This is a genomic window from Nonomuraea sp. B12E4 (assembly GCF_039871825.1).
Lineage (GTDB): Bacteria > Actinomycetota > Actinomycetes > Streptosporangiales > Streptosporangiaceae > Nonomuraea.
In genome coordinates this window covers 432,684-445,278 of sequence record NZ_JBDPME010000004.1, presented here as the reverse complement: position 1 = coordinate 445,278, position 12,595 = coordinate 432,684, and the positions used below count along the sequence as shown (strand labels likewise).

At 70.3% G+C, this 12,595-nt stretch carries 12 protein-coding genes; 6 read left to right on the top strand and 6 right to left on the bottom strand.

Annotation, left to right across the window (positions count from 1 at the left end; all coding sequences use genetic code 11):
- The first annotated feature begins 215 nt into the window (after positions 1–215).
- Complete coding sequence (corA, locus tag ABGB18_RS13460; RefSeq protein ID WP_347695783.1) at positions 216–1,223, top strand: magnesium/cobalt transporter CorA; 1,008 nt, start codon at positions 216–218, stop codon at positions 1,221–1,223.
- 3 nt (positions 1,224–1,226) lie between these two features.
- On the opposite strand, the gene ABGB18_RS13455 is transcribed toward corA, so the two are convergent.
- The gene (locus tag ABGB18_RS13455; RefSeq protein ID WP_347695782.1) at positions 1,227–2,132 is read right to left on the bottom strand and encodes a glycerophosphodiester phosphodiesterase family protein; all 906 of its coding nucleotides are present in this window, start codon (positions 2,130–2,132) and stop codon (positions 1,227–1,229) included.
- A gap of 267 nt (positions 2,133–2,399) precedes the next feature.
- Between ABGB18_RS13455 and ABGB18_RS13450 the strand changes: the two genes are divergently transcribed.
- Entirely contained in the window at positions 2,400–2,936 is a 537-nt protein-coding gene (locus tag ABGB18_RS13450) for a GNAT family N-acetyltransferase (protein WP_347695842.1), read from the top strand.
- Between the two features lie 4 nt (positions 2,937–2,940).
- Here ABGB18_RS13450 and ABGB18_RS13445 read toward each other — a convergent pair whose 3' ends face one another.
- The 3 genes from ABGB18_RS13445 to fbaA all read right to left on the bottom strand — a co-directional run bounded on the left by ABGB18_RS13445 (position 2,941) and on the right by fbaA (position 5,798).
- Complete coding sequence (locus tag ABGB18_RS13445) at positions 2,941–4,224, bottom strand: adenylosuccinate synthase (protein WP_347695781.1); 1,284 nt, start codon at positions 4,222–4,224, stop codon at positions 2,941–2,943.
- A 101-nt stretch (positions 4,225–4,325) separates the two neighbouring features.
- A complete protein-coding gene (locus tag ABGB18_RS13440) occupies positions 4,326–4,736 on the bottom strand; it encodes a DUF3151 domain-containing protein (protein WP_347695780.1) in 411 nt (136 codons plus the stop codon).
- 33 nt (positions 4,737–4,769) lie between these two features.
- Positions 4,770–5,798, bottom strand: a complete 1,029-nt coding sequence (fbaA, locus tag ABGB18_RS13435) for a class II fructose-bisphosphate aldolase (protein WP_347695779.1) — start codon at positions 5,796–5,798, stop codon at positions 4,770–4,772.
- A 121-nt stretch (positions 5,799–5,919) separates the two neighbouring features.
- Here fbaA and ABGB18_RS13430 point away from each other — a divergent pair, with 121 nt between their 5' ends.
- Together ABGB18_RS13430 and ABGB18_RS13425 are read left to right on the top strand one after the other, a co-directional pair.
- A complete protein-coding gene (locus tag ABGB18_RS13430) occupies positions 5,920–6,639 on the top strand; it encodes a DedA family protein (RefSeq protein WP_347695778.1) in 720 nt (239 codons plus the stop codon).
- Between the two features lie 208 nt (positions 6,640–6,847).
- A complete protein-coding gene (locus tag ABGB18_RS13425) occupies positions 6,848–7,270 on the top strand; it encodes a RodZ domain-containing protein (RefSeq protein WP_347695777.1) in 423 nt (140 codons plus the stop codon).
- Between the two features lie 45 nt (positions 7,271–7,315).
- Here the strand turns inward: ABGB18_RS13425 and pyrE are convergent, their stop codons facing one another.
- On the bottom strand, positions 7,316–7,849 hold the full coding sequence (pyrE, locus tag ABGB18_RS13420; protein ID WP_347695776.1) for an orotate phosphoribosyltransferase: 534 nt from the start codon (positions 7,847–7,849) through the stop codon (positions 7,316–7,318).
- 219 nt (positions 7,850–8,068) lie between these two features.
- Between pyrE and ABGB18_RS13415 the strand changes: the two genes are divergently transcribed.
- The gene (locus ABGB18_RS13415) at positions 8,069–10,402 is read left to right on the top strand and encodes a sigma-70 family RNA polymerase sigma factor (RefSeq protein ID WP_347695775.1); all 2,334 of its coding nucleotides are present in this window, start codon (positions 8,069–8,071) and stop codon (positions 10,400–10,402) included.
- 187 nt (positions 10,403–10,589) lie between these two features.
- Positions 10,590–11,822 carry an NYN domain-containing protein gene (locus ABGB18_RS13410; protein WP_347695774.1) on the top strand — a complete coding sequence of 411 codons (1,233 nt, stop codon included), beginning with the start codon at positions 10,590–10,592 and terminating at the stop codon, positions 11,820–11,822.
- Between the two features lie 143 nt (positions 11,823–11,965).
- Here ABGB18_RS13410 and ABGB18_RS13405 read toward each other — a convergent pair whose 3' ends face one another.
- The gene (locus ABGB18_RS13405) at positions 11,966–12,595 is read right to left on the bottom strand and encodes a response regulator (protein WP_347695773.1); all 630 of its coding nucleotides are present in this window, start codon (positions 12,593–12,595) and stop codon (positions 11,966–11,968) included.

The window sequence follows — 12,595 nt, the reverse complement described above, 5'->3', positions numbered from 1 at the left end:
CCCGACCACTCCAATCCGGCAGCCTGATCGTGCCTCCACGTACCTGTGTCGATTGAGGTGACTTTTTCATCGCGCGTGGAGCGTGCCAGGTCGGGCGGAAAGGGACTGCCATGCGCTCGTCCACGCTTTTCCGTCGTAACAACCGTCACCCCGTTCAGCCGCGTCTCGCACGCCAGCTCCCCAAGCCGGTCGTGCATGAGGTGCGTGTTCCCCCGGTGGACTCCGTCGTAGAGTTCGGCGCCTACGTCCAGGGCGCGAAGGTGGCCTCCGCGGGCATCGTCGAGGCCCTCGACCTCGTACGCGAGCACAACAAGACCGCCGACGGCGCCAACGCGTTCGTCTGGGTGGGACTGCACGAGCCCGAGGCCCCCGAGGTGGAGTGGCTCTCCCAGGTCTTCGGCCTGCACCCGCTGGCCGTCGAGGACGCCGTCAAGGCACACCAGCGCCCCAAGGTGGAGCGGTACGGCGAGTCGCTGTTCATGGTGCTCAAGACCATCGCCTACCTCGACCACGACGAGCTGACCGCCACCAGCGAGATCATCGCCACCGGCGAGATCATGGTGTTCCTGGGCCAGGATTTCGTGGTCACCGTGCGGCACGGCCGCCACTGCCCGCTCACGCTGGTCCGCGAGCGCCTGGAGGACAAGCCCGCGCTGATGAACCGCGGCCCGGCCGGCGTCCTGCACGCCATCTCCGACCATGTGGTCGACCAGTACCTGCAGGTGGCCGACCTCATGCAGTTGGAGCTGGAGGAGGTCGAGGCGACGGTGTTCGCCGACGTCAGCTCCCGCGACATCAACCGGATCTACCAGCTCAAGCGCGAGATGCTGGAGATGAAGCGCGCCGTCACCCCGCTGCTGGCGCCCCTGGCCGCGCTGCCGCAGCGCCGCGTCATCCCGTCGGAGATGCGCGAATACTTCCGCGACGTCGGCGACCACCTGTCCCGGGTGTGTGAGCAGGTGGAGTCCTCCAACGAGCTGTGCAGCTCGATCCTGCAGGCCGCGCTCGCCCGCTCGAACGCGCTGGCCAACGAGGACATGCGCAAGATCTCCTCCTGGGTGGCCATCCTCGCGGTGCCCACGATGATCGCCGGCATCTACGGCATGAACTTCGACTTCATGCCGGAGACCAAGCAGGTATGGGGCTATCCGGCGGTGCTGGCCCTCATGGTCACCGCCTGCGTGCTGCTGCACCGCGGCTTCCGCCGGAACGGCTGGCTCTAGCCGCTAAACCCCCACGGGCCTGAGCGGGCCGACGGGCGCGGGCAGCTCCAGCCCACGCTCGCGCCAGAGCTCCCGCATCCGGTCGGGATAGTCGGTGACGACCCCGGCCACCCCCAGATCCAGCATCCGGCTCGCCAGCGCGGTGTCGTTGACCGTCCATACGGCCACGTCCAGCCCGGCGGCGGCGGCCTGCGCCATGAGCGCCTCGTCCACCATGATGTGCTCGGGCGAGAGCGTGGTGGCCCCCGCGTCCCTGGCGGCGGCGGGGACGTCGGTGCCCACGCCCTCGTTCCAGTGCAGGGTGTCGAGCTCGATCAGCGCGAACCGCCGGATGCCCGGGGCCATCCGGGCGGCGTGGGCGATGATCCGCCAGTCGAAGCTCAGGATGGCGGCGTTGTCGAGCCGGCCGTGCCGTTCGAGCTCCTCCAGGACCATCTCGGTGAACGCCTCGGGGTCAGCCGTCAGCGCCGGCCGGGTGGGGTCGGACTTGAGCTCGACATGCAGCCGCACGCCCTCCGCCTCATAGGCGTTCACCAGCCCGAGCACCGCGCCCAGCGTCGGCATCCTGGTGTCGGGCATGGCGGCCTGCGTCAGCGCGAACGGGTCGTCGAGATGCCGCGGCAGCCGTACGCCGACGTCGAGCATGCGCAACTGCGCGAGCGTGAGCGAGTTGATCGCCTTGCCGACATAGGGGAAGAGCGGATCGCCGGCATGCAGCGGCCGTCTGTCGGCACTGGTCACCGCCGAGACCGTGAGATCGTGCGTGAGCACGAGGCGTCGATCGGCGGTGAGTGCCACGTCGAACTCGAGCGCATGCACGCCGAGCTGCATCGTGTGGCTCATCCCCGGAAGGGTGTTCTCCGGCCAGAGGCCTCGCGCCCCCCGGTGACCATGAATCTCAACACGCACAACCCGGACCCTACCTGGCGGGGGCCACGACTAGGCAGTGCCACGCCGTGTCCTTTTTATCCTGCTACGCCCGTTCGCTTGTTGGACTCCCGCTTGTCATCTCAAACCGGGCTTTATTGACAAATAATGCAACTATCTTGCAATAAACTTCACAACATGACGGATGGGGGCAAAAATATCCGTCCCGCAACAGTTCGGGCATGGGTCGAAGGGTGGGTCGTCTCCCGGCACGCACCCGACCCCGTACCCGAACCCTGGGGCTTGAGAGTGGACGTGGGCCTGCCGGACCACGTGGCCCGGCACATCGTCCCGCACCCCACCCCGGCGGTCCTGACCCACCTGACCAGGGCAGTCACCGTTCCGGGCACCTGGCTCAAACTCTGCGCCCCGGCGGAGGCCGTGGCCCCGGGCCTGTCCTCGAAGTGGTCCATCCAGGACCCGGAATACATGATGACCACGACCCTGACCCGCGCCACCCCGCGCGTCCCGGCTGGCTACACCCTGGCCATCACCACGCGTGCGAACGTCACGGCGGTCCGCCTCCTGACGGCGGCAGGTGAGGTGGCGGCCCGCGGCCAGTTCGCCCCCTCGGGCACGACGGCCGTGGTCGACCACGTCGAAACGGCCCCCGACCACCGCCGCCGCGGCCTCGGCACGGTCATCATGCAGACCCTGGCGACCACGGCCGCCTCGATGGGCGCCAGTGAAGGCATCCTGGTGGCCACGGCCGCCGGCCGCGCCCTCTACGAAACCCTCGGCTGGACCCTCTACACCCCCATGACCGCCGCCGTTCTGACGCTCTGACCTCTCACACCAGGGGCCGCACCACCACGGTCTGGTCGCGGCCGGGGCCGACGCCGATGGCCGAGATCGGTGCGCCGCTCATCTCCTCCAGGGTCCTGATGTACGAGCGGGCGTTCGGGGGCAGGTCATCGAGGACCTTGGCGCCCGAGATGTCCTCCTGCCACCCGGGGAACTCCTCGTAGATCGGCTTCGCGTGGTGGAAGTCCGTCTGGGTCATCGGGATCTCGTCGTGCCGCACTCCGTCCACGTCGTACGCCACGCAGACCGGGATCTTCTCCAAGCCGGAAAGGATGTCCAGCTTGGTGAGGAAGTAGTCGGTGATCCCGTTGATCCGGGTCGCGTACCGCGCGATCACCGCGTCGAACCAGCCGGTACGCCGGTTGCGGCCCGTGGTGACGCCGAACTCGCCGCCCGTCTGCCGCAGCCACTCGCCCACCTCGTCCGTGAGCTCCGTCGGGAACGGCCCCGAGCCCACCCGGGTGGTGTACGCCTTCAGGATGCCGATCACCTTGGTCAGGCGGTTCGGCGGGATGCCGGCGCCGGCGCACGCGCCCCCGGCGGTCGGCGACGACGACGTGACGAACGGGTACGTGCCGTGGTCGATGTCCAGCAGCGTGCCCTGCCCGCCCTCCAGCAGCACGAACTTGTCCTCGTCCAGCGCCTTGGCCAGCACCAGGGAGGTGTCGGCGATGTGCGGCTTGAGCCGCTCGGCGTAGGCGAGGTATTCCTCCAGCACGGCGGCGGGGTCGATGCCGCGCCGGTTGTAGACCTTGGTCAGCACCTGGTTCTTCTCGGTCAGCGCGACCTCGATCTTCTTGGCCAGGATGCCGGGATCCAGCAGGTCCTGCACGCGCACGCCCATCCGGGCGATCTTGTCGCCGTACGCGGGCCCGATGCCGCGCCCGGTGGTGCCGATCCTGGACTTGCCCAGGTAGCGCTCGGTCACCTTGTCCAGCGCCTTGTGGTGCGGCATGATCAGGTGCGCGTTCGAGGAGATCAGCAGCCGCTCGGCGGAGATGCCCCGCGCGGCCAGTCCGTCGATCTCGCTCAGCAACACACCCGGGTCGATGACCACACCGTTGCCGATCACCGGGACCACGTCCGGCGACAGGATCCCCGTGGGTAGCAGGTGCAGCGCGTATTTCTGGTCCCCGATGACCACGGTGTGACCCGCGTTGTTGCCACCCTGGTAGCGGACCACGTAGTCGACGTCGCCACCGAGCAGGTCGGTGGCCTTGCCCTTGCCCTCATCGCCCCATTGGGCCCCAACGAGAACAGCAGCCGGCATGGTTCTGTCTCTCCCGTGCACAAAACGAAAACCCCTGGCGCAAGCGCGACAGGGGCTCTTGCGTTGAGAGACTACCCGAACGTACCCAAACGCCCCAAGGGCTAGCTCTTGGTCAGCGCGTCGTAACCCGTCTGAGTGCTGTCCTTGAGGAACTGCAGGCAGCGCTCGGCCTCGTCCTTCTCGCCGATCGCCTGGGCGGCCCGGGACAGCGCGTAGAGGCAGCGCAGGAAGCCGCGGTTCGGCTCATGCTCCCATGGAATGGGCCCGTGCCCCTTCCAGCCGTTGCGGCGAAGCGCGTCGAGCCCGCGGTGGTAGCCCGTACGGGCGAAGGCGTAGGAGGTGACCGCGTGCCCCTGCGCGAAGTATTCCTCCGCGAGTGAGGCCCACGCCTCCGGATGGGCGGGGAAGCGGGCGGCCACGTCGGAGGCCTTGGCACCGGATTCGAGGGCCTCCCTGGCCTCGGGCAGGTCCGGCAGGTGAGTCGGGGGCGGCCCGGCGAGAAGGTTATCCATAGGACAAGTCATACCCGCCGAGCCGCTCGTGTGCTATGAGATCTTCGTCCCAGCACTCTTGAGGCTCTGGCACGCTTCCGCCACACGCGCCGCCATCCCGGCCTCCGCGGCCTTGCCGTACGACCGTGGGTCGTAGGTCTTCTTGCTGCCCACGTCGCCGTCCACCTTCAGCACGCCGTCGTAGTTGCGGAACATGTGGTCCGCGATCGGCCTGGTGAAGGCGTACTGGGTGTCGGTGTCGACGTTCATCTTCACCACGCCGTACGAGATCGCCTCGTGGATCTCCTCCAGCGCCGAGCCGGAGCCGCCGTGGAAGACCAGGTCGAACGGCTTGTCCTTGCCGTGCTTGGCCCCGACCGCGTCCTGGATCTCCTTCAGCACGCTCGGCCGCAGCTTGACGTGCCCCGGCTTGTAGACGCCGTGCACGTTGCCGAACGTGGCGGCCAGCAGGTAGCGGCCCCGCTCGCCGATGCCCAGCGCCTCGGCGGTGGCCAGCGCGTCCTCGGGCGTCGTGTAGAGCTTCTCGTTGATCTCGCCGACGACGCCGTCCTCCTCGCCGCCGACGACGCCGATCTCCATCTCCATGATGATCCGCGCCCTGGAGCACTTGTCGAGGAGCTCCTTGGCGATCTCCAGGTTCTCGTCGAGCGGCACGGCCGAGCCGTCCCACATGTGCGACTGGAACAGCGGGTCGAGGCCCTTGGAGACCCGCTCCAGGGAGATGTCGACGAGCGGCCGCATGTAGCCGTCGAGCTTGTCCTTCGGGCAGTGGTCGGTGTGCAGGGCCACTGTCACCGGGTATTTCGCGGCGACCACCCGCGCGTACTCGGCCAGGGCCGTGGCCCCCGTGACCATGTCCTTGACCGTGGCGCCCGCCAGGAACTCGGCGCCGCCCGTCGAGACCTGCACGATGCCGTCGCTCTCGGCCTCGGCGAAGCCGCGCAGGGCCGCGTTCAACGTCTGCGATGAGGTCACGTTGATCGCCGGATAGGCGAAGCCGCCGGCCTTGGCCCGGTCGAGCATCTCAGCGTAGACCTCTGGAGTCGCAATAGGCATGTTCATCTCCCTGAGAAGTTTCGGCTTCGCGCCGAGCCCAGTATCCCGGGCTCCCTACCCGATGCGGTAGAGACAACGCGCGCCTGATGGTCATGTCGAGAGTCCCCGCTACGGGTAGGCTCTCGGCGTGGACTGGCTCTGGAATCTTCTGGACCCGACGTGGTGGTTGACCCTGCTGGGGGCATTCGCCACGATCGGCGTTCTCGCTATCATCTTCGCGGAAACGGGTTTGCTGCTCGGGTTCTTCCTGCCCGGCGACTCGTTGCTGGTGGCCGCGGGGATTTTCAGCTCGGCGTCGGTGGCCCAGGGAATAGGCATCGCGCCGCTCTCACTGCCGGTCCTGCTGATCGGCACGCCGTTGTGCGCGATTGCCGGTGCCCAGCTCGGGCATTTCCTGGGAGCGCGATTCGGTCGCAAACTCTTCGACAAACCGGATTCACGGTTGTTCAAGCGGGAGCACGTGCTCCGGGCGGAGGAGTTCTTCGAGAAGTTCGGCCCGGCGCGTGCGGTCATTCTGGCCAGGTTTGTGCCGATTGTCCGTACGTTCATGAATCCCGTCGCGGGTGTGCTGGAGATGCCCGCCAAACGTTTCTTCCTGTGGAATGCCATCGGGGGCCTCGTCTGGGTCGAGAGTCTCCTCCTGCTCGGCCACTTCCTCGGCGGCGAGGTCGATCCCAAGCAGATCGACAAGTACATCCTGCCCGGGGTGTTCCTCATCGTCGTCATCTCGCTGATCCCGATCATCGTCGAGGTCGTCAAGGGCAAGGGAAAGGGCAAGAACCTTCCCCCGCCCAACGGTAAGCACCACCGCACCTCATCCCATACAGACACCCAGCAGTGGCGTTGACCGGAACGGCGACATCGGTTCTAGCGAGAGACTGCCGAGTTTACCCGGCAGGGGAATCGCTTCCCTGATATGGTTCTCTTGTTCGAAACGGGCAGGGCTTGTCCGTCGCCTACCTCAACGGGGAAGCGAGAAGCTGCTCCCTTCAGGGAGCGGAGGAGTCACACCAACGAGTACGCTGCCGACTGTGGGACGCCACAGGTCAGATCCGATGGGTCTCGCCCGCTTGGCCCTCGCCGTCCTGGCGGCCGGGGCGGCTGTAACACTCCTGTTCGTCGGCGGTCGCGCGCTGCTCGGCTCGTTCGGCGCCGCGCAGGAGTCCGAGCGCGCCAGAGCCGCCAGTCCCACCCCTCCCAGCGCCGCCTCGGCGGAGGCCACCGCCCAGGTGCCGACCGTACGCATCGAGTGCGTGGCCGACACCTGCCCCATCGTCACGGTGCGCGTGCCGGGCGGTGACGTGCTGCAGCACCGCGAGATGAGCGGGGGCGAGGAGGTCAGCTACTTCGACCCCGAACTCGACGTGGTGATCAGCGACGCGGGCGCGGTCCGCGTCACCGTGAACGGCAAGCTCCGCGAGTCGGCCGGACGGGGCACCAAGGACTCCTTCACGGTGCAGGCCGACAACGCGGGCTGACACCACCCCCGGCCGCCCGATCGTCCCGAACTCGCTCGGCGGCGGTTAGAGGCCGAGGTCGTCGAGGGTGAAGGCGGAGCGGTATTCGAGGCCCTCGCCGGTGATCCGCTGCCTGGCGCCCCGGTCGACGATCGTGGCCACGGCCACGACCTCGGCCCCCGCCTCCCGCAACGCCTCGACCGCCGTCAGCGGCGAGCCGCCCGTCGTGGACGTGTCCTCCACCGCGAGCACCCGCCGCCCCTTGACCTCGGGCCCCTCGATCCGGCGCTGCATGCCGTGCGCCTTCTGCGTCTTCCGCACCACGAACGCGTCCAGCGTGCGTCCCCGCGCCGCCGCCGCGTGCAGCATCGCGCCCGCCACGGGGTCGGCCCCCAGCGTGAGCCCGCCGACCGCGTCGTAGTCGAGGTCCTCGGTCATGTCGAGCATCACCCTGCCGACCAGGGGCGCGGCCACGCCGTCGAGCGTGATCCGGCGCAGGTCGAGATAGAAGTCCGCCTCCAGACCGGAGGAGAGCGTGACCCTGCCGTGCACGACGGCCTTGTTCTTGATCTCGGCCAGGAGGTTGTCGCGATCCGTCATGCGTCCAAGCTTAGGGTCCTGATCAGAGCGAGGGCCTGCGCGTATGCCCTGGGCGGCGGGCGCACCCGGACGCGGGGGCGGCCGCCGGGTCCTCCCGCGTGTCCCCCCAGTCGCGCGATCGATGAAACCGGCCCTGAGGTAAAGACGCACACGCGGTTTAGTCATGACGGTGAATGCGGAATGATTGCGCGGGCAACCCCGGGTAATCGTGAGGTCACTATGGGTGTCGAATCGCCGCAAAGCGATGCCGAGCTGCTGCAGGCGGTCAGGGAGGGCAACGCCACCGGCTACGGCCGGCTCTACGACCGCCATGTCGCCGCGGCTCGCGCGCTCGCCCGGCAACTCGTCCGCGGCGCCGAGGTCGAGGACGTGGTCGCCGAGTCGTTCACGAAGATCCTCGACCTCGTCGGCAGGGGCGGCGGTCCCGACTCGGGCTTCCGTACCTACCTGCTGACCGTGGTGCGGCGCACGGTCCACGACCGCTCCCGGATCGAGAGCCGCCAGATGACCACGGGCGAGATCGAGCTCTTCGACCCGGGGGTGCCCTTCGTCGACCCCGCGCTCGTCGGGCTGGAGAAGTCGCTGGTCGCCAGGGCGTTCCTGGCGCTGCCCGAGCGGTGGCGGGCGGTGCTCTGGCACACCGAGGTGGAGCGGAGCAAACCCGCCGACGTGGCGCCGCTGCTCGGGCTGTCGGCCAACGGAGTGGCCGCGCTGGCATACCGGGCGCGCGAGGGGCTGCGGCAGGCTTATCTGCAGATGCATCTCAACGGGGTGCCGCGGCACGCGTGCCGGCCGGTGCTCGGCAAGATGGGCGCCTACGTGCGGGGCGGGCTGGCCAGGCGCGACGCCAAGGTGGTCGACGAGCATGTGAGCGGCTGCGAGGAGTGCCATGGGGTGCTGCTGGAGCTGACCGACGTCAACCGCGGGCTGCGCGTCATGGTAGGGCCACTGATCGCCGGGCCGCTCTTCGGCGGCTACGCGGCGGCGCTGGCCAAGCCCGTCCTGGCCGGCACAGGCGCGGACGGGCTGCTGCGGGTCCTCGGCTGGGTGCGGCGCGTGCCGAAGCAGCAGCAGGCCGCGGTGGCGGGCGGGGCGGCCGTCACGGCGGCGGTGGCGGTCGCGCTCGCCCTGATGTCCGGCACGGAGCCGGTCAGGGTCGGCAGGCCCCCGGCCGTGCCGGTCGCCCCGCTCCCCGCCTCGCCGCTGCAGCCGGTGCCCACGCCGAGTGAGCAGCCCACGCCGGTGCCCGCGCCCACGGAGACGAGACAGCCGGGACGAGCCCGGCTGCTCGCCACGATCGACCCCCTCGGCTCCCTGGTACGCGCCCAGCCCGGCATCGTCGGCCTCCGCCTGCGCAACCACGGCCGGGCACCGAGCGAGGAGCTGGTGGCGTACGTGGACCTGCCGGCGGGCGTGACCCTCATCCCGCCCGCGCGGCGGCATCACAGCAGTGGCACGCTCGACCCCGTCGGCACCGTGGACGGCTGGGCGTGCCGCCCGTCGGGCAGCGGCGCCCGGTGCGTCAGGGAGCCGCTGGCGGCGGGCCGGAGCACGGCGGTGTTCCTGCGGGTGCGGGTGGCGGAGGAGGCGCCGGAGGGCGCGGGACCGGCCGTGCGCGTCCAGGCGGGCCCGGTGAGGGCCCAGGCGCGGGCCGAGGAGGGCGTGCGGACGACGGGGGCGCCGGCCAGGTTCGCCACTGACGGGAAGGTGGCCGTCAGGGCGATCGGCAACTCGCTGGTGAGCTGCTCCGAGGGTGACCCGGCCTGCTGGGAGGCCCGGCGGCGCCAGGGCGACCGGCGCGACAACGACCTGTGGCCCATGACCGCGCTCGACCGGGACGCCGACCCCGGCACCACCGCCTCCAGCGCGGCCAGGCTGACGTTGCCGAAGGGCAGCCAGGTCGTGTGGGCCGGGCTCTACTGGTCCGCCGGTGGCGAGGCCGGGCCCATCAGGATCCGGCCGCCCGGCCGGCGCGCCTACCTGACCGTGCGGCCCACCGAGGTGACCACGCGCGAGCTGCCTCTCGGGCCGGTCTACCAGGCCTACGCCGACGTCAGCGGGCTGGTCGCCAACGCCCGCAGGGACGGCTTCTGGTGGGCGGCCGACGCGCCGCTGCGCGAGGGGGTCTCGCGACATGCCGGGTGGAGCCTGGTGCTGATCGTCACCGATCCGTCGGAGCCGTACAGCCAGGCCGTGGTGCTCGACACCGCCACGGTGGTCGGCGGCGCCTCCCGGCGGGTACGGATGCCGCTCGGCGGGCTGAGACCCGCCGCCGCTCCCGCCCGGCTGGAGCTGGTGACGTGGGAGGGGGACGCCGACCTCAGGGGCGACCGGGTCTCGCTCGGCTCGGGCCTGCTCACCCCCGCGGGGGGCGACCGCGACGCAGGCAACGTCTTCGACGGCTCCTCGACCGGGGCGGCGGAGATGACGTTCGGCTCGGACGTGGACACGGTCAGCGCCGAGCTCGGCGCTGACCCCGGGCTGACGATCGCCACGGACAAGGACGTCGTCCTGTTCGGGGTCGCGGCGCTGAGCGTACGCGCAAGATCGTGACCAGAAACAGGACAAACTGGTACGGTCTGCCTGTACGGTCTGACGTTGCGGTGACCAGCGGCCGAATCGTCGGGATTCACCTCGCACGATCACCTGCTTTCATTACTCTGAGAGAGGGCCGCCGAGTCCGGTCTCCTGACGGTGCAACGCCGAGCAAGGTCGGACCACCAGGAAAGGGGCGGTGTCAGTGGATCGCTGTGCGCTGTTCGTCGACGCTGGCTATCTCCTCTCTGATGGAGCGATGGCCGCGCACGGCACGCGTCATCGCGAAGCGGTTTCCTGGGACTATCCGGGACTGCTCCAGCTCTTGACGGGGCTGTCGCGCGAGCGCACCGGCCTGCCGCTGCTGCGGTGCTACTGGTACGAAGCCACCGTCGAGGCGCGTCGCACGCCGGAGCACGACGCGCTGGCCGACATACCCGGACTCAAGCTCAGGCTGTCGCGCATCCGGCCGGGCCGGCGCGAGGGCGTCGACGCCCAGGTGCACCGCGACCTGATGACCCTCGCCCGCAACAACGCCATCTGCGACGCCGTGGTGGTCAGCGGCGACGAGGACCTGGCACAGGTCGTGTGCGACGCGCAGGACCTCGGGATCCGGGTGAGCGTCATCCACATCGCGACCGACGGCGGCTGGGCGGTCTCGCGCTCGCTCCGGCAGGAGTGCGACGATCTGGTGGAGCTGGGCGCGGTCCACCTGCGTCCCTACGTCAACCTGGTGACCGGCGTCACCGAGGCGTCCAACGGGCACCACCAGCCGCTCAGCAACGGCCAGACCGCCCACTCGCTGCCGCCCGCGCAGCCGTCGCAGCCCGCCCCGCCCGCCTCGTCGCCGCCCTCGCTCCCGCAGGCGCCGTCGTCCACCGGCAGCCACGCCGCACGGCCCGCGACGCCCGCGCCCGTCGAGCCCACGGCCAACGGGCCGGCGCCGTCGGCGGGGCGCGGCCAGCCGGCCACGCCGCCCGCGCTGCCGGCCTACAGCAACTACCAGCCCGAGCCGCCCGCGCCGCCACCCGCGGTTCCGGCCACCGGTTCCGTCCAGGCCCAGTCGGCCTCGCCCTCGACCGGGCAGTTCGCCTCGCCGACGAGCGCGGCGTTCCAGCCTTCGCAGCTCGGGCCGTACACCGGGCCGCAGCCCGCGCCGGTCAACCCGCCGCCCGCCGCGACGGCGGGCGCCACCACGCTGGCCGACGCCGTCAAGGCAGCCCACCGGGAGGGCCACGACTTCGGCGAGTCGGTCGCCCGCGACGCGCCCGCGCTGTGGCTGGAGGCGGTGCTGGCCCGCAAGCCGCGCATGCCCTCCGACCTGGAGGCGCGCCTGCTGCAGGGGTCGTCGCTGCCGATCGACTTCCTGCTGCACGACGAGGTCCGCCACGCGCTGCGCCGCGGCTTCTGGGACGCCCTGGAACGCGCCCGCCACTAGACCGGGAGGGGTGCCCGCCGCTGGCCGGGCGAGTGCCCGCCGCTAGACCGGGCGAGTGCTCACCGCCAGGCCGGGGTCCGCCGGCGAAAGGGCACCGGTCCCGATCGTGCTGGGGAGCACGCCGGGCACCGGCGCCGATCGTGCTAGGAGAGCGCGTCGAGGCCCGCGCGGAGGTGGGTCAGCCGGTCCGTGAGGTCGGCCAGCGGCACGGCCAGCGCCGGATCCGGCGCCTTGCGGGCCAGCTCCCTGACCCGGGCCAGCTCGTCCTCGACCGCGGTCAGCCGGCGCGACAGCTCCGGCAGCACCAGCGCATGATCGCCCGCCCCCGGAGCCAACTCGCCGCTGAGGCGATCCCGCAGCATCGACGCCTGCTCGGCCAGGCGTTTGTTCATGTTGTACAGCTCTGTGAACACCGACACCTTCGCCCGCAGCACCCACGGGTCGAACGGCTTGGTCAGGTAGTCGACCGCGCCCGCCGCGTAACCGCGGAAGGCGTAGTCGGGAGCGCTGTCGACCACGGTCAGGAAGATGATGGGGATGTTCCTGGTCCGTTCGCGGCGCTTGATGTGCGCGGCCGTCTCGAACCCGTCCATGCCCGGCATCCGCACGTCGAGCAGGATGAGCGCGAACTCGGTGTTGAGCAGCGCCTTCAGCGCCTCCTCACCGGACCTGGCCCGCACGGGCACCAGGTCCAGGGAGCTGAGGATGGCCTCGAGCGCGATCAGATTCTCCTCACGGTCATCGACCAGGAGGATCTTGGCACGGTCCGGCAT